Origin of the sequence: Streptomyces sp. NPDC050988 (assembly GCF_044456225.1) — a bacterium.
GTDB lineage: Bacteria > Actinomycetota > Actinomycetes > Streptomycetales > Streptomycetaceae > Streptomyces.
The window spans coordinates 256,373-281,801 of record NZ_JBITFQ010000010.1 but is presented as its reverse complement, the minus strand read 5'-3'; the positions used below and the strand labels follow the sequence as shown (position 1 = coordinate 281,801).

Annotated in this window: 25 protein-coding genes; 6 read left to right on the top strand and 19 right to left on the bottom strand. The window is 72.8% G+C overall.

Annotated features, from left to right (window positions below):
* The first annotated feature begins 517 nt into the window (after positions 1-517).
* Positions 518-772, top strand: a complete 255-nt coding sequence (locus ACIBEI_RS23550) for a hypothetical protein (RefSeq protein ID WP_398891881.1) — start codon at positions 518-520, stop codon at positions 770-772.
* Between the two features lie 3 nt (positions 773-775).
* Here ACIBEI_RS23550 and ACIBEI_RS23545 read toward each other — a convergent pair whose 3' ends face one another.
* Positions 776-1,684 (bottom strand): M48 family metalloprotease, encoded by a 909-nt coding sequence (locus ACIBEI_RS23545; RefSeq protein WP_398891879.1) that lies wholly within the window; start codon positions 1,682-1,684, stop codon positions 776-778.
* Positions 1,685-2,074: 390 nt separating this feature from the next.
* On the opposite strand from ACIBEI_RS23545, the gene ACIBEI_RS23540 reads away from it, so the two are divergent.
* Positions 2,075-3,061 (top strand): hypothetical protein, encoded by a 987-nt coding sequence (locus ACIBEI_RS23540; protein WP_398891877.1) that lies wholly within the window; start codon positions 2,075-2,077, stop codon positions 3,059-3,061.
* A 208-nt stretch (positions 3,062-3,269) separates the two neighbouring features.
* Here the strand turns inward: ACIBEI_RS23540 and ACIBEI_RS23535 are convergent, their stop codons facing one another.
* The 6 genes from ACIBEI_RS23535 to ACIBEI_RS23510 all read right to left on the bottom strand — a co-directional run bounded on the left by ACIBEI_RS23535 (position 3,270) and on the right by ACIBEI_RS23510 (position 9,697).
* Positions 3,270-3,839, bottom strand: coding sequence for a hypothetical protein (locus ACIBEI_RS23535; RefSeq protein WP_398891875.1), 570 nt, complete (start codon positions 3,837-3,839; stop codon positions 3,270-3,272).
* Positions 3,840-3,954: 115 nt separating this feature from the next.
* The gene (locus ACIBEI_RS23530) at positions 3,955-5,388 is read right to left on the bottom strand and encodes a hypothetical protein (RefSeq protein ID WP_398891873.1); all 1,434 of its coding nucleotides are present in this window, start codon (positions 5,386-5,388) and stop codon (positions 3,955-3,957) included.
* 273 nt (positions 5,389-5,661) lie between these two features.
* Complete coding sequence (locus ACIBEI_RS23525; protein ID WP_398891871.1) at positions 5,662-6,525, bottom strand: GDSL-type esterase/lipase family protein; 864 nt, start codon at positions 6,523-6,525, stop codon at positions 5,662-5,664.
* The gene (locus ACIBEI_RS23520; RefSeq protein ID WP_398891869.1) at positions 6,519-7,442 is read right to left on the bottom strand and encodes an acyl-ACP desaturase; all 924 of its coding nucleotides are present in this window, start codon (positions 7,440-7,442) and stop codon (positions 6,519-6,521) included. The genes ACIBEI_RS23525 and ACIBEI_RS23520 overlap by 7 nt, the downstream gene beginning before the upstream one ends.
* Positions 7,443-7,487: 45 nt before the next feature.
* The gene (locus tag ACIBEI_RS23515; protein ID WP_398891867.1) at positions 7,488-8,705 is read right to left on the bottom strand and encodes a beta-ketoacyl-[acyl-carrier-protein] synthase family protein; all 1,218 of its coding nucleotides are present in this window, start codon (positions 8,703-8,705) and stop codon (positions 7,488-7,490) included.
* 179 nt (positions 8,706-8,884) lie between these two features.
* Positions 8,885-9,697 (bottom strand): hypothetical protein, encoded by an 813-nt coding sequence (locus ACIBEI_RS23510; RefSeq protein ID WP_398891865.1) that lies wholly within the window; start codon positions 9,695-9,697, stop codon positions 8,885-8,887.
* A gap of 455 nt (positions 9,698-10,152) precedes the next feature.
* Between ACIBEI_RS23510 and ACIBEI_RS23505 the strand changes: the two genes are divergently transcribed.
* A complete protein-coding gene (locus ACIBEI_RS23505; RefSeq protein WP_398891863.1) occupies positions 10,153-10,452 on the top strand; it encodes a hypothetical protein in 300 nt (99 codons plus the stop codon).
* Between the two features lie 9 nt (positions 10,453-10,461).
* The gene (locus ACIBEI_RS23500) at positions 10,462-10,713 is read left to right on the top strand and encodes a type II toxin-antitoxin system RelE/ParE family toxin (protein ID WP_398891861.1); all 252 of its coding nucleotides are present in this window, start codon (positions 10,462-10,464) and stop codon (positions 10,711-10,713) included.
* 48 nt (positions 10,714-10,761) lie between these two features.
* On the opposite strand, the gene ACIBEI_RS23495 is transcribed toward ACIBEI_RS23500, so the two are convergent.
* The 7 genes from ACIBEI_RS23495 to ACIBEI_RS23465 all read right to left on the bottom strand — a co-directional run bounded on the left by ACIBEI_RS23495 (position 10,762) and on the right by ACIBEI_RS23465 (position 16,927).
* Positions 10,762-11,070, bottom strand: a complete 309-nt coding sequence (locus ACIBEI_RS23495; protein ID WP_398891859.1) for a hypothetical protein — start codon at positions 11,068-11,070, stop codon at positions 10,762-10,764.
* Positions 11,063-11,332 (bottom strand): hypothetical protein, encoded by a 270-nt coding sequence (locus ACIBEI_RS23490; RefSeq protein WP_398891857.1) that lies wholly within the window; start codon positions 11,330-11,332, stop codon positions 11,063-11,065. The genes ACIBEI_RS23495 and ACIBEI_RS23490 overlap by 8 nt, the downstream gene beginning before the upstream one ends.
* 1,025 nt (positions 11,333-12,357) lie before the next feature.
* Positions 12,358-12,912, bottom strand: coding sequence for a hypothetical protein (locus ACIBEI_RS23485; RefSeq protein ID WP_398891855.1), 555 nt, complete (start codon positions 12,910-12,912; stop codon positions 12,358-12,360).
* A 214-nt stretch (positions 12,913-13,126) separates the two neighbouring features.
* The gene (locus ACIBEI_RS23480; protein ID WP_398891853.1) at positions 13,127-14,752 is read right to left on the bottom strand and encodes a hypothetical protein; all 1,626 of its coding nucleotides are present in this window, start codon (positions 14,750-14,752) and stop codon (positions 13,127-13,129) included.
* Positions 14,749-15,831 carry a bifunctional DNA primase/polymerase gene (locus ACIBEI_RS23475; protein ID WP_398891851.1) on the bottom strand — a complete coding sequence of 361 codons (1,083 nt, stop codon included), beginning with the start codon at positions 15,829-15,831 and terminating at the stop codon, positions 14,749-14,751. The genes ACIBEI_RS23480 and ACIBEI_RS23475 overlap by 4 nt, the downstream gene beginning before the upstream one ends.
* Positions 15,832-16,067: 236 nt before the next feature.
* Positions 16,068-16,412 carry a helix-turn-helix domain-containing protein gene (locus ACIBEI_RS23470; RefSeq protein WP_398891849.1) on the bottom strand — a complete coding sequence of 115 codons (345 nt, stop codon included), beginning with the start codon at positions 16,410-16,412 and terminating at the stop codon, positions 16,068-16,070.
* Positions 16,413-16,633: 221 nt separating this feature from the next.
* The gene (locus ACIBEI_RS23465; protein WP_398891847.1) at positions 16,634-16,927 is read right to left on the bottom strand and encodes a WhiB family transcriptional regulator; all 294 of its coding nucleotides are present in this window, start codon (positions 16,925-16,927) and stop codon (positions 16,634-16,636) included.
* Positions 16,928-17,413: 486 nt separating this feature from the next.
* On the opposite strand from ACIBEI_RS23465, the gene ACIBEI_RS23460 reads away from it, so the two are divergent.
* Complete coding sequence (locus ACIBEI_RS23460) at positions 17,414-19,123, top strand: hypothetical protein (RefSeq protein WP_398891845.1); 1,710 nt, start codon at positions 17,414-17,416, stop codon at positions 19,121-19,123.
* 163 nt (positions 19,124-19,286) lie between these two features.
* Entirely contained in the window at positions 19,287-20,162 is an 876-nt protein-coding gene (locus ACIBEI_RS23455; protein WP_398891843.1) for a hypothetical protein, read from the top strand.
* Here ACIBEI_RS23455 and ACIBEI_RS23450 read toward each other — a convergent pair.
* From ACIBEI_RS23450 to ACIBEI_RS23430, 5 genes are all read right to left on the bottom strand, one after another.
* Positions 20,159-20,530, bottom strand: coding sequence for a hypothetical protein (locus tag ACIBEI_RS23450; RefSeq protein WP_398891841.1), 372 nt, complete (start codon positions 20,528-20,530; stop codon positions 20,159-20,161). The two genes, ACIBEI_RS23455 and ACIBEI_RS23450, sit on opposite strands and share 4 nt — an antisense overlap.
* A gap of 187 nt (positions 20,531-20,717) precedes the next feature.
* Positions 20,718-22,406 (bottom strand): collagen binding domain-containing protein, encoded by a 1,689-nt coding sequence (locus ACIBEI_RS23445; protein ID WP_398891839.1) that lies wholly within the window; start codon positions 22,404-22,406, stop codon positions 20,718-20,720.
* Positions 22,407-22,697: 291 nt separating this feature from the next.
* Positions 22,698-23,069: a hypothetical protein gene (locus ACIBEI_RS23440; protein ID WP_398891837.1), complete on the bottom strand. Its 372-nt coding sequence runs from the start codon at positions 23,067-23,069 to the stop codon at positions 22,698-22,700.
* Positions 23,070-23,293: 224 nt separating this feature from the next.
* A complete protein-coding gene (locus ACIBEI_RS23435) occupies positions 23,294-23,668 on the bottom strand; it encodes a cell wall hydrolase (RefSeq protein ID WP_398891835.1) in 375 nt (124 codons plus the stop codon).
* 148 nt (positions 23,669-23,816) lie between these two features.
* A complete protein-coding gene (locus ACIBEI_RS23430; protein WP_398891833.1) occupies positions 23,817-25,094 on the bottom strand; it encodes an MFS transporter in 1,278 nt (425 codons plus the stop codon).
* Positions 25,095-25,429: the final 335 nt, after the last annotated feature.

The window sequence follows — 25,429 nt, the reverse complement described above, 5'->3', positions numbered from 1 at the left end:
GGTAGGCGGGCACCGGGCCAGTATCAGGGCAACGCAGTGTCCGTCGCGGCAATCCGGGGATCGTCGGCTCGCCCGGTGTCCGGCGTCCGGCGCTCATGTCCTGCGCCGCACGGCGGTTTGGGGTCTCCGTACCGGCTCGGGGGATCTCGGCACGGAGACCCGGACCACTATTCTCTGCCCGGGGCCGGATTCTGGATGCTTCCCCACGCCGCGGGCTTGTGTCCCGGCCGCCCGAGGCGTCAGGTTGTCTTCTCGGCCCGCCTCCCGAGGTTGCCGTCAAGGGCTTCATCGTGGCGTTGGCCTCGAGTCACCTCCACACGCGTGGGCCGGACGGCATGAGTGTCATCTACGGGATGTGGGGCGAGCCACCGCACGTGCAAGCCGGCCGATTCGGCTTGGATTTCTTCGTCAGGTCGACCGAGTCCCCGTGTCCCCGTGGGCCGGACCAGAGCCGGTGTCTGCTGTGGGCATGATCAGTGGAGTCACCCGCTACGCAGGCGGCTGGCAGACTGAGGCCATGCCACGCACCCGACTGCCCCTCCCGCCGCATCACCTGTGGACCCTGCGTGCTCTCGCGGTGTTCGCCGTCTGCATGGTGCTGGTCGGCGTGTGGATCGGAGGATGGCTGGGCGTCGCCGTTGCAGCATCGGCCATCGGTGGGGCCCTCGTGGGCGCGTTCACGGTGCTCCCCCTCTCCAACGTCATCTATGTGAGGACGTTGGCCCGCGCCTTGGAAAGGGGCAGCACGCGCCGCACCCGGCGCCGCCGCTGAACTTCACGCGACGTACACCGGCGCCTGTCCAGAGGCATCGGCCGGCGTGGCAAGGGGGTGGGGAACGGGGGCGGCAGGGGCGCTGACGTGCTGGGCCCACCAGAGGCGGAGCCGGTACGGGGGGTGGGTGGATGCCGAGTTCAGGCTGAGCCGCAGGCGCGCGGGCCTCGGGAGTGTGCGCAGCAGGTCGGTGTGGCGTCTCCACAGGGCGATCACGGGGGCGCGGCCGCAGGCGCGGGCCGCGCGGGTGTCGCAGGCGAGTTCGCTGTGCCAGGCCCACCCGATGTACAGCAGCCGTAGTGCCGCTGCCGTCAGGACGGCGACGGGCCAGGGTGCCCACGCGGCCGCCAGGACCGTCAGGAGCACTCCGACGGCCTGGAGGACGGTCGAGCGCTGGTTGTCGCGGCGCAGTATGTGACCGAGCTCGTGCTCGAGAACGACGGGCAGATGAACGGCGTCGTCCGGCCCGAACCAGTTGCTGCCCAGCCACACGTGGGCGCGGCGCCCATCGCGCACCGACGCAGCCTCGTTGCCGTGGCCGTCGTGGTCCCAGCCGTCGACGAACGCGACGGTCAGCCGTTCGAGCCGGTGCTTGCGGGCTACGGCGTGCAGGTGCCTCTCGGTGCTCCGCACCCGCTGCACGAAGGTGCTGTAGAGCGGACTTGGGTCGTGCGGGCGCCTGGATCTCAGGAGGCTGTTCCAGGTGTGGTGCTGAGCCTGGAAGCCTTCGGCGACCTGGGCCCGAAGGTCGCTGGCAGAGTGCAGTGCCCAGGCCCAGCTGGCGATCACGGCCATGGGAAGGGCGTCGAGCCCCAGGTTCGGGCCGCTTCCCGACCGCGTGAGGACCGCGGTCAACACCATCCAGCCGACGAAGATGTGGCTCCAGTAGCGCTTGGGTATCCACCACAGCATCGGCGTCACTGCCCTGCGCGGGCGGGCGGCGCCGTCATGGTCATCGGCGCGTTCATCAAGATCAGCACAGTGTGCGTCATCGGTTCCCTACTTGCTGGTGCCGTCGGCCGGCTCCCGCCGAAGGAGTCGGGGAGCGCGGCGGGGCGTTGGCCGGGAGCGTCCTGCTCGGAACTGGCAGTCTTCGCGTCCGGCCCGCCGGAAAGCGCCGCTCGGACGCGGCGTTCCGCCGTGCGGTCCGGCGCGGGCAAAGCGGGTGCGGAACCGTCCCGCGAGGCGGGACGAGGGGCGTTGTCCCAGATGGCCGGGACAGGGTGTGCCGCAGGCTGCGGGGGCGAGGGGGTTCCTCGTCATCCAGGCTCTTTGGCCATGTGCCCGCAGGAGGTCCACCCGGTGAGCCGCACGATCCCTCTTCTGCTCTCGCTCTTCGCGACGTTGACGCTGCTGGTCGCCACCGCCAGTACGGCACGCGCGTTCCTGCTCGCGCAGTCGTCTTCGTACGAGGCGCGCGAGGCCCGGCAGCGGGCGGTGTCGCACTGGGCGGGCGCGGTGCTCGTCACGGGGGTCGTCCTGGTCGTACGGGCACGGCTGAACGCCACTGGGGCGGGTGCGTCGGGTCATGGCTCGGTGTCGATACCGTGGGCCGCTGTGGGGCTCGTGGCGGCCTGCCTGGCCGCTGCCGCGGTGGTGTTGGGCGTTGTCGCGGTGGGCGTACGGGCGGGTCTGCGCCAGCGCGACCGTGACCGCGCGGCGCAGCGCGTCAGGAGCGCGGTGCGCGAGCGCATCGCGTCGGGTGTGGCTCGCCACGATGCGGTGTTCGAGGAGTACGGGGCGCACCTGGTGGACTTCCTGGCGGCGCTGGAGCGCCCCTCACTGAACGATCCGTCCGTCGCCGAGACTGAGCGGTTCGACCGGGCCCGGATCGCCGCCGACGATGCCCGCCTTGCGGTACGGCTCAGCCCGGAGGAGGCGCAGGTCGCCGCGTACCTTGCGGCGGTGGCCGAGTTGGAGGTCTCCTGGCGGATCGCCCGGGACCACGCCGAGCGGGTCGGCACGTCCTACCTTGAGCCCGCCGTGTCCCGGCGCCTGGCGAAGGCGGCGGATCTGGTGCCTCTGGTGACGGGAGGCGCGAGCGACCACGAGAGGGTGCTGGCCTACTTGCGGGTGCGGCAGCTCGTCGGCCGGTCGGTGCGTGTGTCGCAGCAGGCCGAGCGGGCGATCGAGCGCCTGGCCCGTCCCGCCTTGGACAAGGCGATGGGCGGCCTGCAGCGGCCGATCGACTTCGACCAGTTGGCGCGCGCGGGCCGAGCACTCGGGCCGGTGGTCACGCCCGGGCCCGGTGCCCGGTTCGAACCCCACAGCGTGGAAGACGTCGAATAGTCCGGCGGGCCGAGGCGCGCGGCCGGCTGCGGCCCGCCTGCGCCCGTATTCTGCACGGCCACGCCGTTGCGGAAGCCACTGGGCGTGGCGCCGGCCCCGGGCGACCGCCTCCGGACACTTCGCGCGATCCCGCCCGCGGGTGAACGGTGCTGCGTACGCTGGGTGTTGCCGTCCCGGTGGTCCCCCCGTGCCGCCGGGACGCTGCATTTCAGCGGTCGCGAATCTGGTAGCCCCCCTCGACCAGGTCGGAGCCGGTACGGATCTGCTCGCGCTGCTGCTCGGGCCACCGGGTGGACTCGTCCCAGCGCAGGCCGCCGAGGTAGAGGTGAGTGAGGTCTGCGGAGCTCAGGTCGGCGCCCCGTACGTCGTGGCACGCGCGCTCGAGGAGCTCGTTGGCCTGCGCGAGATCGTCGGCCAGGCGGGTGAGCGTACGGCGGGCCGTGCGGGGTGTGGCGGTGGCCAGTTGCCCGGCGCTACGGCGGGTTTCGTGCACGGCGTCGGCGAGTTGCTGCGCGCCGGAGGGCATGTGGTCGGCGTGGAGCTGGGGTGCGAGGGTGAGGTCGAGGACGTCCGGCAGGCGGGTGTGGGCCTCCTGCGGCTGGTCGAGGGCGGCCTGGGCCGTTGTGCGGGCCTCGCTGATCTGCTGGGCGAGCCACAGCAGGTGCGCGCGGACGGGCAGGCGGACGGCGGCGTCCCAGGAGGCGATCGTGCGGGCGGCCGCTGCGACCGGCCGCCGGCGCCGCCACGGCATCCACCGGTCCCACGGGGCCGCATCCACCCTGTCCCCCTTGTTCGCCGTGCGCGTCTTGGGCTGCACTCTATGCATGCCCGCGCTGGAGGCGGGCGCCCGTTCCGCACGGGCGGGCGCAACGGCGGGAAGGGCCGGGGAACTTCTAGGTGCGGCCGGGGCCCTGGGGACGGTGCTGCTGATGCGCGGCAGCCTGCTCCTGGTCGTGTGTATGTCGCCGTGCGGTGTCGTGTGGAGCCGGTGAGGCCTCGGGGGTGGTGTGTGCCGGTGCGGCTGTCGGGGGTAGGCCGACCCGTCGGCGGCGCGCGGCGGCGGTTGCTGCCTGCTTGCGTGCCAGGCTTTGGGCCTCCATGCGTTCTGCCTGCTCCTGCACTCTCTGGAGAAGGCCAGGGTCGGGGTCTTCGATCGCGGCGATGAGCTCCTCGATCTCCTCGGCGGAGACGACGCCGGCTTCCGCGCTGCCGGTGTGCCACGTTGCCGGTGAGTTGAGCCTGCGGATGAGTTGCTGTTTGCGGGCCTTCAGCTGCTGCAAGTCGTCTTCGTCGCGCTCGGCGGGCGTCTGCGTGCGCATCTCGTAGAAGACCATGCCGTCTTCCGGGGCGGGTGACGCCGTGGGGCTTCCGGGTGTCGGCGGGCGCTGCTGCAGGCTCTCACGGTCGTGGGCTGGCGGCTGGGTGTCTGCCGACGGGTGGAAGGTGTCCGCGACGGGCTCGTAGGGGGTGCTGGTGGCATCCGGCTGCTCGTGGCGGGACGGTTGTGTCTCTGTGGTCTGGGGCGCTGGGAGTTCCGCGTAGAACCGCTGGAGGCGCTGGACGGTTTCCCTGCTTATCCGGTTCTGTCGTGGCGGGGCTTCGTCGGTGAAGGTCTGGGCCCACTCCTCCCAGTCGGCGGCTCGCTCGTAGCGGCGGGGGCTCGGCGGGATCCACGTGAGAGGCACCGCTTCGGCCTGGGCCCTCCAGCGGGCGGCCGCAGCAGCTACCGGACCGGGGCCGCCCGCGGAATCCGGGAGCAGCGGGGCCTGCACGGCGTGGTCGTCCCGGGACGGCCTGGCGCTCGGGGGACCTGGTTCGTACCGGGCCGGGGCGGTGGGGGCGGCCTGTGCCTGAGCGGTGGTCATCGGGTCGGCGATGAGTTGGTGAGCCTGTTCGGTGTGCACGTCGAGGAGTTCGGTGCCGTCGGGGCGCCGTGCGACGAGCAGGTGCCCGGTGTGGCTCGCCTCGCGGGCTGCAGCGAGCAGCGGTTCTTCCACGGTTGGGTCGAGGAGGGCATCGGCGTGGATGGCCAGTACGCCGTGCGGGGTGAAGCCGGTCGGCCAGTGGGCGGCCTCTGCGGGGGAAAGGAAGACGTGATGTGCAACGCCGAGCTGGTCGAGGAGCGTGGTGGTGTCGTCTCGAAGGGTGTCAGCGTCAACGACAGTCAGCGGCAGGTCTGTTGTGACGGCGAGCTGTGCGCCTGCCGCGAGGAGTGCCTCGCGGCCCGCGAGGCCGTGGTCGTACAGGAGCAGTCCGCCTCGGCTGTCGACGAGTGCGTCGACGCACGCCTGGACGGCGCTCTGCTCGAGTTCGGCTGGATTCAGCACAACTGGCCCTCCTGCCACCGGCCTTGGCCGCTTTCCCGGCGGCATGCCGGGACTGCACAGATCGTAGGTGGCCGGACGGGGGGCGAGCCGCGGAGAGTGCGCTCGGTCGCGGCATGCGGGAAGCGTCCAGCGCCGGGAGACCGTCTCGCGGGACGGCGGGCTCTTTGCCGGGCGAGGTCCCCGTCCCGCACGGAACCGGCAGATGCCGGGCGGGGCCGGGCCCCGGTGTGCTGGCCGACGACGGGGCGGCCGGGCCCTCGCGTGGGACAGGGGTCAGCTCGGCTGCCCGGCGGACAGGGGCCGCAGATCGCCGCCGGAGCTCTGCGACGGCTCGGCCCGTCGGTCGGAGCGTGCGGTGAGTACGGTCAGGAGCTTGTCGGCGGCCAGGGCGTAGCCGCGGTCTCCGGGGTGGAATCCGTCGTCGGCCAGCAGAGTGGGGTCGGCGGCGACGGCAGGGCTGACCTCGCGGTGCAGGGCGACGACGCTGCCGCCTGCGCGCTGGACCTGTTCGTGCTGGAGGCGGGCCAGGCGGAGGCCGGCTGCGTGCAGGAGGGTGCGGGCCGGGCGGGGCAGCGCGGTGACCGCTCCGATCGCGGGGCAGGTGGCGACGACGACGTGGGCACCCCGGCGCGTCAGGACGGCTACGGCCTCACCCAGCGTCCGGGCCGCAGCGTTGAGGCGGAAGGGCAGCGGCATGATGTCGTTGGCTCCGGTGGCCACCACAACCAGGTCCGGTGTGGCGCCTGTTGGTTCCAGGACCTTCATCGCCCTCTGGTACTGGCTTCCCAGGTCGCGCGCGCCGCTGCCGACTTGGGAGACGTTGACGACCCAGACCGGGTGGCCGGGGGCGTCGGCGAGGGCCTGCCCCAGCAGGGCTGAGGGGGCGGCTGCGGCGCCGGTGGCGCCGAGGCCGGCGGCGAGGGAGTCGCCCATGATGACCAGGACGCGCGGTTCGAGTTCACCGTCGGGCTGCCTGGCGGGCTGGTAGCGGCCGCTGCGGGCGATGATGCCGCGCCCGCGGCCGCGGTTGATACGCACGATGCGGCGCCCGGCCGCCCAGATCTGGACCGCCACCGTGGTGATGAGCACGGCAGCTGCCACCGCCACGACGGCCGCAGCCAAGAGCAGGGTCAGCATGAGGCCGCCTTCCGGCGGGCGTTGGCCCGCTCGATGACCTCCTGCTCGACGGCGGCGGCCCCTTCGAGCATGGTCAGGTACCCGGCGAGCAGCTCGCGCTCGACCTCGGCGGCCGCGTCCAGGCCGGTGCGCTCGAACACCCGCCAGTGGCTCACCAGCGGCTTGATCACGCGCAGGTGATGGACGTGGAGGTTGTAGATCTGGGCCCTGGCGATGAGTGCGGCGCGGCGCCGGTAGGCGGGCACGGTGTGCTCGCCCGGCATCGAGAAGGTGCGGATCTCGCGGCTGATCGCGGTGACGGCGGCGGACGGGTCGATCTGAAGGGCCGCGTCGACCAGGCCCCGGTAGAACAGCATGTGCCGGTTCTCGTCCTGGGCGATCCGCTTGAGCAGCCGCAGCGCCATCTTGTCGGTGTCGCCGGCGGCGCGCCCGGTGCGGGCGTGGGACTCGCGCGTGGCCAGCTCCTGGATCGTGACGTACACGCACACGTCCAGGACGCTCTTGTGGTTGTCGCGGAAGCCGGCCTGGATGGTGGCCATGGTGTCGGACTGCATCACGGCCGGGTCGGCGCCCCGGGTCGCGCAGAGGAACGCCCACAGGCTGCGGCTGTGCCGGTCCTCCTCCGCGGTCCACCGGCGCACCCACTCGCCCCAGGGGCCGTCCTGCCCGAAGTGGGCGTCGATGCTGGAGCGGTAGGCGGGCAGGTCGTCTTCGGTGGCCAGCGCCATGTGGAGTGCGGCGCGTACCTCGGGGCTGAACGACGACTGGTACGGCTCCCAGGGCTTCTCGATGAAGTCGGCGCCTTCGTCCCAGGGCACGTATTCGGCCGGATTCCAGTCGATGCCAGCGAGGCGGTAGTGGCGGTTGAGGGCGTCGGCGACGACGGGTTCGAGTTCTCGGGCGACATCCAGGTGCACGGGGTAACTCCCAGCAGGGGCATGAGGGGCGGACGATGGGGGGGGTCAGGGGCGGGTCAGCACGAGCAGCGCGTTGTGGCCGCCGAAGCCGAAGCTGGTGGAGAGCACCACGTCCGGATCCTGCTGTCGCGGCCGGCCGTGGACGAGGTCGAGGTCGATGCCGTCGCCGGGTTCGGTGAGGTTGCGGATGGCCGGGACGGTGCCGGTGGTCAGGGTCAGGGCGGCGAAGGCGGCCTCGAGCGCGCCTGCCGCGCCCAGCAGGTGTCCGGTGGAGGCTTTCGTCGCGGTGATGCTCGGCCGGTGCGGCAGCGCCTCGGCCAGCACTCCTGCCTCGACGCCGTCGCCGGCCGGGGTGCCGGTGGCATGCGCGTTGACGTGCTCGATGTCGGCAGGGGCGAGGTGGGCGTCGGCGAGCACCTGCTTGATCGCGCGTACCTGTCCCTCCCGTGCGGGGGTGGTGACGTGGTGGGCGTCGGAGGTGACCGCAGTCCCGGCCAGGACGGCGTAGCGGCGGGCGCGGCGGGCCAGGGCGTCCTCTTCGCGCTCCAGGACCAGCACGGCGGCCCCTTCGCTCATCACAAACCCGTCGCGGTGCCGGTCGAAGGGGCGGCAGGCCTCTTCGGGGACCTCGCCCTGGGACAGGGCGCCGATCCGGGCGAAACCGGCAAGGCTGACCGGGGCGATGCAGGCGTCCGTACCGCCGGCGACGACGACGTCGGCCCGGCGGGAGTTCAGCAGCAGAGAGGCCAGCCACAGCGCCTCGGCGCCCGAGGCGCAGGCACTGGTCGGGGCGTGTGCTCCGGCCCGCGCCTTGAGGTCGAGGCTGACCGCGGCGGCCGACCCGTTGGGCATCAGCCGCGGCACGGTGTAGGGCGAGACCCGGCTCGCCCCCTTGTGGGCCAGCAGGTCATGCTGGTCCACAAGGGTCTGGGCGCCGCCGACGCCGGAGCCGACCGCGACCGCGACCCGCTCGGGCGCCACACCCCCAGCGCCGAGCCCGGCGTCCGCCCACGCCTCGCGCGCGGCCAGCACGGCGAGTTGCTGGGAACGGTCGAGCCTGCGCGCGTGGACGCGGCCGATGGCCGCCTCGATATCGTGCTGGACCACTCCAGCGATCTGGACAGGGGCCCGCGGCGCCCACGGCGTATCGAGCTTGGTGATCCCTGACTCCCCGTCCATCAGGGCATTCCAGGTGGAAGACATGTCGGCCCCGAGCGGTGTCACCGCCCCCAGCCCGGTGACCACGATCCGCGACGGCTTCACAGCGCCCTCCCCGTCAGCGGTGCGGTGACTCTCACGACGCTCATGGGTATTGCCTCCTGAAGTGCGATGCGGCTGTCCGTCGGACAGGGGATGGCTCGGGTTGGGGGGATGTCGAGAAGGCCGAGGAAGCGGTGTTCGGCCCTGTCCAGCGACGTGGACACGTCTGCCAGTCGGCCGCTCTAGGCTCGCCCGACGCCATGGGGACCCTGCTGCTGGTGCGCGGCGGACTGCTCCTGGGAGTGCGCGTGCGGGGCCTGGCGCTGGCGGCCGGGTGCCGGATGCTCCTCGGCCCGCTGCCGCTGCTGGTCTCGCACCTGCTCGATGCGCCGTCCCAGCTCGTCGGGGTCGATGTCCTGCGACAGTCCGGCGACCTCGTCGCCGTCCTGTCGCATTGCAGTTGCCTCGGGCTTGAACTCGTCGATGAACCGCTGCTTGAGCTCCTGCGACGCCGTCCAGCGGGCGGCGATGAGATCACGAAGCCCCGCCGGAAGAACGTCGAGGCGTGGCCCTGGGTTGGGGCGGGGTGCGGGCGGTGGCATCAGGTCGCGGAGTCTGAGCGCGTGTACGGGGGCGGCGAGGTCATCGAGCGTGGCATCGCTGTAGTCATGGCGGGCCACGACGAGGTGGTCGGCGCTGCGCGCCATCGCCAGCAGCGGCTGGCGCACCCGCGGGTCGCGCAGGACGTCGGCGTGCACGGCCAGAACTCCGTCGATGCTGCCGGCCGGCTGCAGTGCCGCCTCGTCGGCGGACAGGACCGCGCTGCTGACCTCCGGCTGCAACTCACGGACCAGGGAGCGGATTTCGGAGTGGAGGACGCGGGATTCCACGATCGTCAGCTGGGCGTTGGTGGCAGCCGCCAGTTGCGCGCTCGCGGCGATGAGGACCTCCCGTCCGCCGCCGCCCGTGTCGTACTCGACGCGGCCTCCCCCCTCGGCCACGATCGCCGCGACAGTCTGCGCGATCAGGGGGTGTTTCAGTATTTTGGTCTCCACGTGAGCCTCCCGGCCGTCCGCGCCGCGATCAGTGGTCGTCGGAGGAGGCGCCGGACGCCATCAGGACCACCAGCGCGACGGCGGGTGCGGCGCCGCAGGTCATGCGCATGCGCGTCGGCTTCATCCGGGTCCTCCTGCGGTTGGCGGGGTGGCCCGGTTCTCGAGGTCGGGATGCCGGGCGGTTCCGAGGCAATCAGGTGGGCTCGGCTCCGAGCGCCTGGCGCCGGTCGTCTTCCCGTCGGCTGGGTCGGCGGTCTGCCCGGCGCTCCCGCGCTGTGGGATCTTCGTCCGGACCGGCCTCGGCGGCAGGGGGCGCGCCGGTGGTCTCCCGGGTCGTCCGCCGGGGGCTGATCTTGCCGACGGCGTCATACCCCGCGGGCTTGCGCCGGGTACTCGCGCCGGTTGTCTCCCGCCGGGCAGGGCCGGGCCGCTACCCTGGGAGTCAGCAGCGGCAGGTGCCGACGATCTTCGAGGCGGTTGTGATCATGGGTAGCGACGACGACTGGACCCCGGACTCCATCGCCCATGCCCTGCCCGACGCCGGCATGCGCATGGAGTTCCTGCGGCAGCTGAACACCACGCCGCTGTCCGGGCTCGCGGCGCTCGGCAAGAAATGGGTCAAGGTCATCACGGACCTGGAAGGCGCCGTCGAACGCGGTCGTGCGCTGCACGCCCACCAGCAGCAGCACGGCGGACAGCTGCCCCCGCAGTACACCGACGTCACCGAGCTGATCGTGGAGAACCGGGCCGCCTGAACCATGCCCATGTACCGGCTCTATATGGACTCCACCCTGCACGCCGTATACCGGGATCTTCCGGACAAGGCGCGCGCCCGGGTCGCCCAGTTCCTCCTCGACTCGGTCAACGATCCCCGGGCCGCCACCAGCCCGTACGGAGATGTCGACGACGGGCTGATGCGGCTGTGGGCCGCGGGCGACCTCGCCGTGGTGCTCCTGATCGGGGACCAGACCCGGACCATCACGGTCCTCAGCATCGCCTACGCCGGGCTGGACTAGTACCGGACTTCCCAGTCCCTGCGCCCTGTCGCGTGGTGCGCGGGATCTTCACGCCGCCGCGCGCGGGGAGCCGCACAACGGGCACCGGCAGGGGTCGCCCTCACAAGGCGCCGTCATCGCCAGACACCGTGCGCAGTCGCAGAGTTCGGGCTCGCCCGGGCGCCGCCGGTAGCCCGCGCCCAGCGGCGCGGCGGACGGCCAGGCGCCGGGCTTGTGACCTGCGGGCCCCGGGAACCTCTGCCACAGCGCCATGACCGCGGCGGGGGGCCTCACCGGGCGGACCCTCAGGCGCATGAACGCCGGCAGGTCGCCCTGCTCACGCATGGCAGCGATGTCGTCGGTCTCGAAGTCATCCACGGCGGTCCCCGCGCGCGCTCGCACCGTCTTCGCCGTCCGGGGGCACGGCCTGCCGGGGAGGTCTGCGCCGGGCGGAGCCACCGGGGAGCTCGGCCAGCGCCGCCGTCTTGCCGGCCGGCTCCGTGGTCCGCACATGCCGCACGATCGCCTGGGCCATGCTCCGGGCATCGACTCCCGAACTCCCGCCGGGCAGCTGGTCCTCGATGATCCGCTCGACGGCCGCCAGCGGCCGGTCCGGCCTCCGCTGTACTCGCTTCGTCACGCCGCGCCCCGTCTCGTTCTCTTCGGGGCATCCGGGGTGGCGGCACTCCCGTGCATGGACACACCGCCACCCCTCTCCCCGATCCGTCCCAGAACAGGAGGTCCCCTCACCCTGCCCTTTGCACAAAGGGGCTGGGGCCGACGCGGGCGCTCCCTCCCAACTCCTGGCACACCCATGTGCGAAGCCGTCCCGCCGGGCGGTTCCGTCGCGGGGCCACGGCCTACGCGCAGAACGGCCAGGATGCGAAGGGGAGTTGTGATGGCGCGGGAGGACGCGGACAGCGATGGCGCGCTGACCGTCGCCGCCGGTGATCCGCGCGCCGTGCTCGCGTCGGCCGCCGAGCCTGGGCGATCGGCCTGCAGGTGCCCGGCGTCGCGTGGGACCCGGTGCCTGCCCGCCGGGACCGGGCGCTGCTGTGGTGCACCGACGGCTCGTGAGCCCCCGTCGCCGTGGACGGCTGGAGCAAGCCGGACGCGGACGCGCAGTGCGGTCCGCGCCGGGTCTGGGACGAGGTGCGCGCGGCCTGGGGCTGGTGGGCCCGGGCCGGGCCGGGCCGGGCACCGGTTCGGCGTGAGCGCCGACCGCAGCGGCGCCTGCCGCCTCTGGCTCGACAGCCCCGCCACTCCCCTGCCCGACCGGGGCGCTGCGGGCCGGGCGGGCGCGGGGTGACGCACTCGGTGGCCGGGGTGACGGGCGGGTGACGCACTCGGTGACGCACTCCGAAAACGCCACGCACCCTCTGACCTGCGAATTCTGTCCGTCTGCGGGGGCGGGTGACGCGGGTGACGCACTTTCCGGGTATCTCTCTACGCCCCTTTCATCCCTTTTTTCTTCCACAGAGAGATAGGGGAAAAGTGCGTCACCCGCGTCACCCCTCCCGTATGGGAGAAGAAAAGCCCAGGTCAGAGCAAGTTTGCGAGGTGGCAAGTGCGTCACCGAGTGCGTCACCCGGTGCGTCACCGATCCCGAAGTGCGTCACCACCTGCGGCGAGGGTTCGTTCGCCCCGGTTTTCCCATGGCGTGCTTCACGGCGTGACGCCGGCGGCCTTCCACACCGCGAGCAGCTGCTCGCACGCGGCGTCGAAGCTGAAGCCCGGTGCGTGGTCCAGGGCGAAGGCGGTGGCGATGTCCCGGACGGCCGGGATGTCGAGGGTGAGGACCATCAGCGCCCGCTCGAGGTCGGCGGCGAAGGCGGCTGCAGTCCGGGAAGGCACAAAGCACTGCCCGAAGCCTTCGACCAGCTCCGCGATCTCAGCGGTGCCCTCCTCGCCGTCTCGTGTACGCCGCAGGACGTTCAGGACCTCCCACAGGGCGTCGAGCTCGAAGGCCTGCACGACGACCAGATGCACCGTGGGGCGCCCGCCCGCCAGGACCTCGTCCTTGATGCGGCCGAGTGTGTTCTCCGCGATGCGGTAGGTGAGGCCGGGCAGGAAGTACCGGTCCGCATCGCCGTTCGCCGTGGCGACCTCGGTGGCCCTGCCGAGCAGACCGAGCGCGTCTTCAAGGTAGGCGGCTTCCTGGATCCAGGAGGGGTCACCGGGCAGAACACACGCGCGGTCAGGCTGCTGTCGCTTCGTCACCTCCGCAGCATGCCCACCCGCAGCCGGAGATACCGGGCGCGCCGGCACCCGCCCTCCTCCGCGGGCTGTGACCGGTCGATCTTCGGGAGCACGGGGCAAACGGCCAAGGACTGCCTTCCTTTGGTCCGTCGTCTTCGGTGAGTGCCCCGATCTGCCGGGCCTGTCCGTCCGTCAGGGCCCCGCGCCGTGGTGCGCGGGACCCTGACGGACGGGGTCAGCCGTTCGCAGTGCCGGGCCCGGTGGAGATCCGCAGGGGGCGGCCGCTCTTGGTGCGCGGCAGCTTGCGGACGTCGACCCCACGGCGGCGCAGCGCGGGGGCTGCGCGTTGCAGACGTGCGGACAGGACGGCCGGGGTCCGGGGCCAGTCCTTCTCCTTGTCGGTGTTGGGCGGTACCTGAAGCTCGGCGAGGAGCTGGGCGGCCTGGCCCTCCCAGGTCCAAGGTGAGAGGCGGCTGGTGGCCCAGTGCAGGACGGAGGTGGCCACCGGGTCGCCTTCGATGACGTCGTCGACGAGGTCTTCCTGCGCACCGGTGTAGGTGTCCAGGGTGTGCCAGCCGGTGACTTCGTCCAGTGCCCAGAGCATCTCGGCCCAGTCGGCCATGCGCGGGCGTTCGGCGAGCTTGTCGGAGGCCTCCGGGATCTTGGCCCACACCAGGGCGGCCAGATCGAGCAGGCCGCCGAGGATCTCCGGGTGGGAGGCGTTGTACGCCTCCCACAGGCGGCGCTCGGTGCGCCGGTTCTTCCCGGTGATGGGCTCGAGTTGGATGGGCAGCATCCGCTCGGCCAGGTCGCCCTGCATGACGCCGATTTCGATACTGGTCAGCAGCACCGGGCGCTGGTAGATCAGGATCACCACGTCGTCGTCGGAGTACAGCTCTCGTTTGGTCAGAGCGTCTCCGGTGACCGTGCGCGAGAGGAAGTCGCTGAGCCAGCCCGGCATGCCCGAGAGATTGTCCAGCGCCAGGCACCACCCGGCCGCCGTGGTCACCGCGAGGTCATCTTCGCTCTTGGGCACGGACCGCAGGTGGGCCTTGGTCCCGTCGACCAGGCGCACCATCATCCGGCACAGGGTCGACTTGCCGGTGCCCTGCTCGCCCAGGATCCCGGCGAGCGGGCGCGGCATGTCCGGGCGCAGCGCGGCCAGGCACCAGGCGACGACCATCGGGTAGGAGTCGGCGCTCACCGGCAGGATACGGCGCAGCAGTTCGACCCCGTGCTGCCAGCCGCCGGAGGTCCGTTCGGGCACGGGCAGCTCGTGCACCAGACGGCTGCGCCGCCACAGCGGGCCCTCGCCGTCCTGGGGGACGAGCACCGCCCAGCTGCCGCGTTCGATGCACACCGAGAGCCCGTCGCTGCGCCCCAGGTCGAGCCAGGTCGTCCACCGGTCCACCTGGTCGGCGGCGACTCGCAGGTGCACGTCCTGGCTCTCGCTGTCCATCGCCATCGCCTCCAGCGCGGCGATCGCGTCGGCGAGCGCCGCCTGGGACGGGGTGCGCCCGGTGCTCAGGACGTACTCGCGGATCAGGCACTGGCGCAGGGACCCGGTGCCCCCGCCGCCGCCCTTGGAACGAATGGGCCGGGCGATGGGACCGGCGCCGATCTGTACCGCGTAGATGGTCTGGTCGCTGCGCACGAAGCGGTAGCCGGTCTCGCCGATCTGGCGCAGGATGTCGGCCTGCCGGGGCCGGGCGCTGTCGCGGTCATCGCGCTGCGGCAGGTGCGCGGTCAGCGCGGCGGCTGCCTGGGCGGCCGCGCTGGGATAGGCGGCGGACCTGGGGCTCTCCTCGCGCTGTTCGGTGCTGGGGGCGGGCACGGTGGACTGTGCGGTTGTCTCGCTCACGTCGCGGCCCCGATCCGTCGGGGTACCCGGGAGCCGGCCTCGAGCGCCCTGCGGATCGTGGACTGCGCCTTGGCCTCGTGCGGGTCGACTCCTGCGGACTGGGCGGCCTCGGTCAGGGCCTGGTGCACGTCGTCGCGGTCCACCAGTCCGGCCCCGACGAACTGCCCCAGGGCGAACGCGCTCTTGTTCAACTGGTCGTTGCGGCCGCTGCGGCACGCGGCGACGGCTTCGAGTTCCGCCCGCACGGCACTGGCGACGTAGCCGCGTCCGGCCGCGAAGTCCGGCAGGACCAGGGGCGAGAGGGGACTGCGCCGGGGAGTGCGGCGTTTGAGTCCGGCCCGCGCGAGGTCGTTGGCGAGCCAGCGCGGCAGCGGCGCGGGCGTACGGCAGGCTCCCAGGGGGGTGTAGAGGCCGTCCCGGGTCACGGTGCCGGGGGCGACCGCGTAGGAGCGGTCGGCGCGGATGTCGATCTGCCAGCCCAGGCGCCCGCGGCTGTCCATGCGCCACTGGCCGCCGTCCTCGACGGCGTACCACAGGTGCAGTCCCCCGCTGGGGGTGCGGACGCTGAAGGTCTGGGGGGACTCGGTGAGCAGCGGCGCGCGGCGCAGGGAGCACAGCAGGGCGAGCGCGTCGAGCCCGGAGCGGATCGCCTGGGGGTCGAGGCCGTCGGGCAGGTCGAGGCCGGGCAGGATCTTCTCCGGCTCCGGGGGTGTCGACTGGTGCAGGTCGAGGTCGACGATCAGCAGGCCGGAGGGGCCGGCGGCGACGCCGATGCCGTACGCCGGGTTCTCGCTCCACCACTGGTCGATGAGAGCGGGGTCGGTGGTGGCGGCCCGCACGCCGTGGCAGTGGCGGCCGGCGGCGATGCACCGGCATTCCTCGACCTTGTGCGGGATGTAATCGGCGTTGGGCTGTCCCGCGATCGTCTCGCGGCAGCGCGGGCAGTTCGCCGGGGGGATCTTCAGGCCCGGGGCGAGCGGGTGAACGTACCAGCCCTGCTCGGCGCACTCGCGGGCAACGCGGTGAGGGGAGGCACGGCCTGGGCCCCCAGTGCGGGGGGATTCGGTTCTGGCCAGCACAGAGTCCTTTTTCCGCCGTGTTGCCCTCTGCTCCACCCTCTCGCCCCGTACGCCGGGATCCCATGGGCGGCGCCTTCCCGTTACAGTGGAAGGCGCGCCCGGGGCGACCCGGGCCGGGGTGATGCGGGCGGAGCGCGGCATCACAGCTTGTTCGGGAAGGGCCCGCGGCACCTTTAGCGAGGGAGAGCGCGAGACCTTCTTGTGGCCCGGGACTACGGTCCCGGGCCGCTTCCATGTCACGCCGCGACCGGCGTTTTGGACCTGGTGGTCGCGGACAGACCCTTGACGGCACGCAGTTGCGCGATCCGCGTGGGGGGCAGGGCGGCAAGGACGTCAGCGGTCCGCCGGGAGAACAGCAGGAAGGCCTCGATACGCCAGTGCCCGGCCAGCCGCCCGAGCTCGGCGACGGACCACGGGGTCACCCCGCGCTGACGCCTGCCGACCACGGCGACCGACAGGTCGAGGACCGTGCCGATATCGGTGAACGTCTCATCCGTCACCGCAAGAACCGCCTTGATGTTGTCGCGGACCCAATCCTCGACCATGGGCGGCTCATGGAGCGCGTCCTCAACTCGATGCATGCCCTCGGGCATTGGCCCCTCCCGGCTGTAGGCCTCAAAACGTCCGGTGGCTATACCTCTGGTATAGCGAGGCTGACCATACATCACAGAAAGCTACTTTTTACGTACCGCACCCTTGCGCGTGTGACCTGGGAATTCACAACGGGCGCCGCCTGGTTGAGGGGCGAGCGCCGCCGAGGGGCAGCCGGGGGGATCGGCCATTTGCGCCGCCGGGCGACCGGTCAGCTGGCGCGCGGCTGTTCCTGCTCGCGGCGGGCGCTCTCCAGGACCTGCCGCCAGGAGACGACGTTCGGTCTGCGGCGCAGCAGAGCACGGCGCTCACGCTCGGTCATACCACCCCAAACGCCCCATTCGACGCGGTTGTCGAGTGCCTCCACCAGGCACTCGGTGCGCACCGTGCAACCCGCGCAGACCGCCTTGGCCCGGTTCTGCCCGGTGCTGTCCGCGAACAACTCGTCCGGGTCGGCGCTGCGGCAGGCCGCGTCCTCGCTCCAGTGGTCCCTCGAACTCGTCATAGCTTCCCTCCCCCGTCGCGGCTCGGCGACAGCACCGAGCCTATTGCGCAGGTCACGGCCGTTGCGGTGCGGGTCACGGCATCCGGGCGGGCTGCCCCTTCCACTGGGAGGCATCTCTTCGGCTCGGCCGCCCGGTTGTCACCACGGTGCCCGTGCGGTCAGCGGCCGGCCGGGGATCGGCAGTGAACGTTCCGCCCGGCGGGGCGGGAGGGTCAGCGGATGATCCCCGGGGGGGGCGCAGCACGGGACCTGGGGAGTCGCGACACGCGGCGTCGCCCGGGCGCCGGCCTGACGGCTGCGCGCTGCTATCGTGCGGGTGGACAGGGCTGTACGGCGGCCCGACCGCCTGCGTCGAGACCCGGCTTTCCGCGACGCGTTTCTCCGGCGGCAAAACCCGGCCACGGCCAGTCCTCACTCTCAGCACACAGGACGACTCCTGCAGGGCTGCGGTGCCGGGACGTACGCCTTGCCGATACGGAGTACGCCGTGGCCACAACCGTCACCCACCGTCGCACGCGCGCCCGCCGCCTCTACACCGGCGAACCGCACGCCACCGCGCTCAACGAAGTACGACGCCACCGCGATGTCCTCCCCGCGGCGTCCGCCCCTGCCCAGCAGGACCTCGAAGCGCGCGTCCTGGCCGTGCTCGTCGGCGAGTTCGGCGTGCACCGCCCCGGCGGCCTGGGCGGACCCTTCGCACTGTCCTGGGTCGGCCCGCGCGAGGACTCGCTGGTCCTGGCCGTCGCCGAGCCGTACCGCGAGCGCGTGCTGCGATGCCTGCTTGAGGCGGGCGGCACGCCCGGTCCGGAACAACGCAGGCCCGCCGGACAGTGGATCACTCTGGTCCATCCGGCCGGTGGCACCCTGCTGCTCCCCCGCGATCACGGCCCGGTCCTGCTCCACGCCGGGCAAGACCCGGCCGCCCGGCCGTTTTCCGGTACGCCCCGGGGCGCACTTCCCGACTGGGCGGCGCAGCCGGGCGGACGGGAGCGTGCGAGCACGGTGCTGCGCCGCATCCGCCTCTTCGAGGGCCACGGCACGGTCGACTTCCACACGGCTCTGCCTGACGATGCCGTGCTCGCCGGACCGCACCCGGAGTTGCTGGTACGCGCCCGGCGGCCGCGCGTCATCGCGGTCGTCAACTCCAAGGGCGGCCACGGGTGCAGCTCGCTCGCCACCGGCCTCGCCCAGGCGCTGGCCGGCCAAGGCCACCGCGTGCTGTATCTGCTGACATCGCGCGGCGTGCAGGACGGGCCGGGCCTGCAGGGGCACCGGTGGCCCGAGGCGGACCCGGGGCTCGCCGCCGTGGCTGAGGACCCCGAGCGTCATGTCCGCCCCCTGCCCGGCCTCGGCTACTCCTTCGTCCGCTGCTCCGCCCCGGGCGCCGACGGGCCCGACCAGGCCCGGCAGTTGGCTCTGCTGCTGCGGCACCCCTCCATCGACCGCGCCTTCAGCCACGTCGTCATCGACGCCTCCCCCACCGGGCTGCCGCGCGCCGCCGCCCACACCGCCGATCTGACGCTCGCGCCCTGGCGGCCCATGCCCCGCCCGCCCGGCCGGCAGGTCACCGAAGTGCACCTCACCCCCCTGGGGGAGGCCTGGGCCTGGATCGAGGCCGCCTACCAGGAGTTTGAGGACTCCGAGCCCGACGAACAGGAGGGCTACGACGCGTACGAGGAGCGCCTCGAGCAGTTCGCCCGGGAGAACGGGCGCACGGAGACGGACGACGAGCTCGACGACGGTCTTGCCCGGCGCCTGTTCCTCCGCGACACCGACGAGGCGGGCCGCCGGCGGTGGGGAGCACGGTGGGAAGCCGCGCGGGACGGTTGGATCGCGCACCTGCGGCACGAAAGCAACCACGGGTGGGACGAGGCCGCGGGCGCACGCGTCCCGCGCACCCTGTCCGACCAGGAGTGGCAGACCGCCCTGCACTCGTGGGTCGCCTGGGCGGCCGACGAGGTGCTGTGGGGCCTGCCGGCCTCCACCGGCAGGCGGCGCCCGTGGCTGGTCCCCACCACCCGGATGCCCGCCGACGTCGTCCGCACCATCGGCGAGGCCTGCACGGCTCAGGGACTTCGGATGTCCTCCACCGTCCTGCCCGACCTCGGCAACCAGGTCCTGCCCGCGTCGCGGGCCCGCTGGGAGGACTGTGTCCGGCAACTTGCCGGCGAAGCCTGCGCGCAACTGCCCCGGTGACATGACCGAGCACCCGATATCTGGCCGGTGATCGTGGAGGCCGGGCCGTGCGCACGGTCTCCGCGGCCCCCGCAAGGGTGGCGATGATACGGGAGAGCAACTGCCGCCCCCTCGCAGTGAGTAGCATCCGGCAGCAACAACCAGGTACAAGGAGCGTGCTGCCGTGGCCGACGAGTCCGAGAAGACCCCCATCCAGAGCGTGTTCGCACAGCAATTCGCCGAAGCCCTCGTGGCCAACCGCACGGAGCAGGAGGACGTCACCGCGCAGATCGCCGGTCTCCAGAAGCGCCTTGAGCAACTCCAGGTGGATGAAGCCTGGTTGACTCAGGCGCAGGACACTTTGCCTGCGGCGCTCGCTCCGAGCGAGCCCGAGGCCGAACCCGCCGCCGCGGTGGCCGAGGCGCCGCCGTCAGCCCCGGCCGAACAGCCCGGGCCCTCCGCACCGGCCGAGGCCGTCACCGATACGCCCCAGACGACCGTTCCCCAGCCGCGCCAGGACCGATCGGCGCAGGCGGAACCGCCCAAGGAGCCCGCCAAGGAGGCTGCTGCCGCCAAGAAGAAGACCACGGCGAAGAAGACCACCGCCAAGAAGACCACGGCGGAGAAGACGACGGCCAAGAAGACGGCAGCGAAGAAGACCACCGCCAAGAAGGCGGCGGCTGAGCAGGCTCCGGCACCGGAGGCCGCCACCGCAGAGGCGCCGGCAGAGAAGGCCGCGGCCGAGGAGAAGCCGGGGCCGCCGCTGTGGGAGCTGATCCAGGGCATCCTCCTCAAGACCCCCGGACAGCCGTGCGTGGCCCGTGAGGTCGCCGACCAGCTCACGAAGGACCATCCCACCCGGGCGACGACCATCCAGACGGTGCGCAACAACCTGGAGACCCTCGTCAAGAAGAACCTCGCCGAGAAGTCGCACCAGCAGGGGAGCGCGATGTACACCGCGTACGCCGACGAGGGTGCGCCCGCTGCGGACGAGCCCGCGGGTGGCGAGGGCGAGCAGGCTCCCGAGACGGCGGACGAGAAGGTTCCGGTCAAGGTCTAGCGGCCGCTGCGGCCCGCCCGGGCACCCGCGACGGTCCAGCGGGCCGAGCGCCGCAGGTGCCCGGGCAACAGTGCGGCGCCGACGAGGAGTTGGAAGGCCGCCAGCTCGTAGCCGAACGGGTAGTCCTCCCCCAGACCCCAGCCCAGGATGCCCGCGACACCCCCCGCTCCCAGCCAGGCGACGGCCGCGCACGGCAGGCCGGCCCGCACCCTGGCCACCCCGTAGGCCGCGACGGCCCCCAGGCCCAGCCCGGCTGTCACGACACTCAGCGCGGCGCGGTCGCCCAGCCAGGCGGCGCCGAGTACGCAGGCAACCGCGCCGACGGTCAGCGCGGTCCACGGGGACATCGCGGGAGCGGATCGGGTCACGGTCTCTCCGGGGCGGGGCGGGGCGCCCGAGCCAATCACGCCCCGGCCCGGCAGTGCAACGGGATCCGCAGGCGGTTGACCCGCGACCGCCTGCGGATCCCGGGGCCGTGGCTCTGCCGGCGCAGAGTGGGTTGAGGGCTCCGGGCCGCCGGGCGGGGCGCGGGGTGCTCCCCGCCCGGCGGAGCGGTCACTGGGTGTCGGATGTGTTCGTGTGGCGTCGGCGGCGGGATCCGGCCCAGACGGCGCCGCCTCCGGCGGCCACCAGGACACCGCCCGCGCCGATGAGCCAGGTGGTGTTGGCCGAGCCGGTGTGGGCGAGCTGCGCGGTGGGCGCGGCTGGGGGCGGTGTGGTGGCGGGCGGAGTGGTGGGGACGGGGGTCTTGGAGTCGGCGAGGGTGACGGTGACCGTGGCGCCGGGGGTGGCGGTGAAGCGCTGGGGTGCGGCATCGGCCTGGTAACCGGCGGGGGCGGTGGTTTCGCTCGCCCAGTAGTGCGTTCCGTTCTTGAGCGTCACGTCGAGCCGGAGCTTGGCGGTGCCGTCCTTGCCGGTGGTCAGCCGGGCGAGCTCCTTGCCGCGGGTGTGCTTGCCCGAGGCGTCGAGGGTGTCGGCGTTGATCGTGATGACCGCTCCGGGCAGGGGCTTCCCGGTGGCCTTGTCCGTCTTCTTCAGCACCAGTTCGCCCTGTTTGAACGGGTCGACGATGGTGATCGGGTTGGCGGCCGCGGTCTTGCCCTCGGTGATGGTGATGTCCTGGTCGGGCACGCGCGCGTGCAGGCGGCTGCCGGAGTCGGTCTCGCGCAGCCGGTAGGTGCCCGGCGTGAGGTCGTCGAATGCCAGGGTGCCGTCGGCGCCGGTGGTGCCTTCGGCGACGACTCGGCCGCTTGTGGGGTCGATCAGCTGGAAGGCGGCGCCGATCATGCGGTCGCCGCCCGGGTCCTTCTTGCGGATGGTCACGCCCCCGGGGGCGGCGGTGACCTTGATGGCGGCGTTGGCTCTCGCGGTGGTGGTGTCACCGGCCAGCAGCATCCGCTGCGCCTTGCTGTCGCGGGGCTCAAGGATCTTCAGCTGGGAGCCGGGCAGGCCCGTGGCGGTGGCGCGGACGGTGGCGGTTCCCTTGGCGTCGGCGGTGAACTCCCAGGCTGCGGTGCCGTCCTGGCCGGTGGTGACCTTCCCGTGCTCGCCGTCCTTGCCGGACTCGGTGAGAGCGACCTTCACCCCGGGCACCTTGGCGCCGGAGAGCTGGGCGGTGACCGAGACAGTGACCGTCACCTTGGTCCCGGCCGGCGTCTCGGTCACCTTCGGGGCGACGGTCAGCCGGTAGGGGCCCGCGTACTTCTTCGCCTCGGCCAGGTATCCCAGCGCCAGGGTCCGGGCGGACGGGGAGACGCCCGGGTAGCTCAGGCGCTGCTTGCCGCGCTCTCCGTCGATGCCGTAGGTGCCGCCGGCCAGCCACTCGTAGACGGCCGCGTCGACCGCGGCGGCCTGGGCCGCATCCCGGGTCTGGCCGTACTTGCCCACGACGTAGGAGGCGTAGGCGAGATGGGCGTCGGGGACGGGGCGGCCGGTGACCGAGGAGGTCCAGTGCTCGACGGTGGCCGGGCCGGTGTAGCCGCCCGCCGCGTCGGGGCCCTTGCGCCCGGGATCGGCGCAGAACGTCTCGTAGGTGCCGTACACCGTCATGCCGGGCGGACCGTACGCACCGATGTGGGACGTGGCGGCGCTCCCGTCGCTGTCCGGGATCGCGTAGCCGGGGCCGTACTTGTCCGCCTGCCCGGAGGCCGCCTGGGCGGGAGACCAGGCGAGAGCGCCGGCCACGGCAGCGGCAGCGGTGACGGCGGCCAGGCGGGACGCCACGCGGACGAGGGGTGCGTTCATGGAAGGCGTGAACTCCTTGGTCAGGGAGCGGACGGTGCGGCCCGGTCGGGCGCTTGGGCAGGAGGTGCGCGTCGTGCCCTCACGAGCACGCCGCGAGCACGGTGAACAACAGCGGGGCGGCCCGTGCTGCGGGTATGGGCGTGGGTGTGTGCCGGAGGTTTCCCGGTTGAGCCGGGAAACCTCCGGCGTGGGCGGGGCGGGAGGGACGTTCCGCCTTCGGCTGTCGACGGCCGCGCCGTCGATGCACCGTCGCCGGGGCAGCCTCACATGCCCGGGAGGCAGCGTGCCGGGTCAGTACTGCATCGGCGTGTTTATGTAGGTCCTGGCCACCCAGCCCCACTTGCCCGCGTGCACGCCGGACTTCACCTTCACGTATCCCCAGGACTTCGCGCTGCCGGTCGAGCCCTTGTTGCAGGACCAGAAGACCTTCGTGCCCTTGGAAAGCTGGCCCTTCGCGAGGTACTTGGTCCCCGGCCCGGTGCGGAACTTCACGGTGGTGGAGACGTCGGTGTTCAGCTTGACCGAGTGGTTGCAGGCACGGCTGCTGACCGTGGCAGTGGCGGCCGACGCGGTGGAGGCGGTGGTCGCCGTCACGCCGGCGACCACCGACAGGGCCAGCATGCTCGAGGCGGCCAGACGCGCAGGGGTTGTTCGCAGCTTCATGAGAGTCCTTCTGTCGGACGAGTGACTTGGGCTGTGCCGGATCGGGTGCCGTCCGGAGTGCGGCCCCGGCCCAACTGCCGGGATGTGGTGGGCGCCGATCGCGGTGCGGGGAGCCCTGCGCCTGGTTGAGTCAGGGGAGCTCGATGCCGCTGACGTGTCCGGACGCGACACGGGGCCGACACCCCGGCGCAGAAAGGCGCGGGCACGGGGTCCCGCGGGGCCGGTCAGTACTGCATGTAGACGCACTGGTCGACGAACTTCTTGTGGACCCAGGCCGTGGTGCCCTTCTTGAGGCCGGACTTGGACCGCTCGTTCAGCCGGAGCTTGACCCACGAGCCCCTGCCGGCGACCTTCGTGCCGTAGTCCCACTTGTAGAGGTAGCCGATCGACCGGTACGCGGTGGACGGCCCGGTGCGGAAGTTGACCCCGTTCTTCATGACGGTCCAGGTGGGGCAGGTGTTCGCGGCGGCGACGCGGGTGGACGCGGCCGTCGGAGCGGCGGCGAAGGCGGACGAGCCCGCCGCGCCAACGGTGAGCGCGGCGGTCGCGGCGAGCGCGACCGTGGGAACGGTGCGGCGGAGCACGGACAGAGCGGGCACAGCAATCTCCCTTGGTTCGGGCGGTTGTGCCTGGGAGCCTGCAAGCCTGCAAAGGTCCGTGACCGGTATGCCGTCGTGGTGTGCCAGGGCCCGCCACGGCGATCGCGGTTGCCGTTCCGGCGGGCGGGAGCGGTGCGGGGGCTCGTGTTCAGCCGGCGGCAGGGGCGCTGGCGGGCGCGGTGCGGGCCGAGAGCAGGAGCGCGCACAGGGCGGCGGCCATCAGCGGGATGGCGAAGTGGCCGCCGAGCGGGCCGGCCAGGGCGGTGCCGCCGGCCAGGCCGAGGCGGATCGCGCTGGACAGCCAGCCGACCGCCTCGGTCGTCGTGCCCGGCGGGGCGAGCGAGGTGGCGGTCAGGCTGGCCACGGTCAGCAGGGGGACGAACAAGGCGCCCGGCAGCATCGCCAGGGCGAGGACCGCCGGGGCCGGGAGCGGTGCGAGCAGGGGGAGCCATCCGGCGGCGAACACGGCGCCCAGCAGCATCAGATGACGCGGCCGTGGGGCGGTCGCGGGCTGGAAGCGGGCGAACAGGACACCGCCGAGCAGCCCCGCCGCGGAGAACACCGCGGGCAGCGCGCCCGCCAGCCAGGGCGAGTTCTGCCGCTCGGCCACGGCGATGGCGGCGACGTCGAGGGCGCCGACCGTGGCGCCGAGGAAGACCAGGGAGATCAGCAGGGGCCGCATGGCGGGCGGGCGCAGCACGCCGAGCCGGTCCCGGTGGCGGGGCGCGGCGCGCCAGGTGCGGGCGGGGCGGGCGGTGGCGAAGGCGACGGAGCCGGCCACGGTGACGGCGGCCGCCAGGGCGAGGGCCGCAGCCGGAGAGAGCCCGGTGGCCACCGCGATGGCCAGGGCGGGACCGGTGACGTAGACGATTTCCTGGGTGGAGGAGTCCAGGGTGTAGGCGGTGCGCACGTGCGCGGCGTCGGGCAGCAGGGTGGGGTACAGCGATCTGAGGCCGCCCTCGAGCGGCGGGCATCCGGCTCCGGCCAGGGCGACGCACAGGGCGGCGAGCGGCAGGTGGGAGGTTCCCGCCAGGGCCAGGGTGCCCAAGCCGGTGGCTACCAGGGCGGCTCCCAGGCAGCATGGCAGGGGCAGGCCGCGCAGGTCGGCCAGCCGCCCCAGCAGCGGCAGGCCGAGCGCCGGTGCGATGCCGTAGAGCGCGGCCAGCACGCTGGCGGTCGTCAGGGAGTGGCCGTCCGACTGCGCCGCCACGATCAGGGCGACGGGCACCATGCCCAGCGACAGGCGCCCGGTCACCGACGCGATCAGCAGGCGGCTGCAGTACCGGTGGCGCAGGACGTCGCGGAAGGTCGGCGGGGTGCGCGGTGGCTCCGCGCCGTCGGCTGGGGCCCGGAGGGGGGATAGCTGTGGTGCGGGGCCGGGCGTCAAGGTGGTGCGGGGGACGTCGCGGACCTGCGCGTGGGCCATCGCCTGCCTGCCTCTGCAAGGGAAGTCGGGGCCGCCCGCACGACGGGCTCGTCAGGGGTGCGCGCCGTGCGGGCGGTGGCAGCGGCACGGGGGAAGGGCCGCTGGTGGCACAGCCCAACAGGGCACCGGGTACCGCTTCAACGCCGTGTCCCCGGCAGCGGTCGCCGCCGGGTGCCAAGTCCCAGCACCTGGTGCGGCATTCCTTTTCGCCGGTCCGCCTCACGGGCCCTTCAGCCAGGCGGTGAAGGCGGCAGACAGCAGATGCCCGGCCCGCTCGCCCACAGCAGTTCGCGACGCCCAACGGCCGGCAGGAGGCACACCCGCAAGCGCTGCTG

Coding starts and splice junctions, on each gene's coding strand:
- ACIBEI_RS23550 (WP_398891881.1), top strand. CDS start 518: ATGCCACGCACCCGACTGCCCCTCCCGCCGCATCACCTGTGGACCCTG.
- ACIBEI_RS23545 (WP_398891879.1), bottom strand. CDS start 1,684: ATGCTGTGGTGGATACCCAAGCGCTACTGGAGCCACATCTTCGTCGGC.
- ACIBEI_RS23525 (WP_398891871.1), bottom strand. CDS start 6,525: ATGCTGACCCTGCTCTTGGCTGCGGCCGTCGTGGCGGTGGCAGCTGCC.
- ACIBEI_RS23500 (WP_398891861.1), top strand. CDS start 10,462: ATGTACCGGCTCTATATGGACTCCACCCTGCACGCCGTATACCGGGAT.
- ACIBEI_RS23470 (WP_398891849.1), bottom strand. CDS start 16,412: ATGCATCGAGTTGAGGACGCGCTCCATGAGCCGCCCATGGTCGAGGAT.
- ACIBEI_RS23465 (WP_398891847.1), bottom strand. CDS start 16,927: ATGACGAGTTCGAGGGACCACTGGAGCGAGGACGCGGCCTGCCGCAGC.
- ACIBEI_RS23445 (WP_398891839.1), bottom strand. CDS start 22,406: ATGAACGCACCCCTCGTCCGCGTGGCGTCCCGCCTGGCCGCCGTCACC.
- ACIBEI_RS23440 (WP_398891837.1), bottom strand. CDS start 23,069: ATGAAGCTGCGAACAACCCCTGCGCGTCTGGCCGCCTCGAGCATGCTG.
- ACIBEI_RS23430 (WP_398891833.1), bottom strand. CDS start 25,094: ATGGCCCACGCGCAGGTCCGCGACGTCCCCCGCACCACCTTGACGCCC.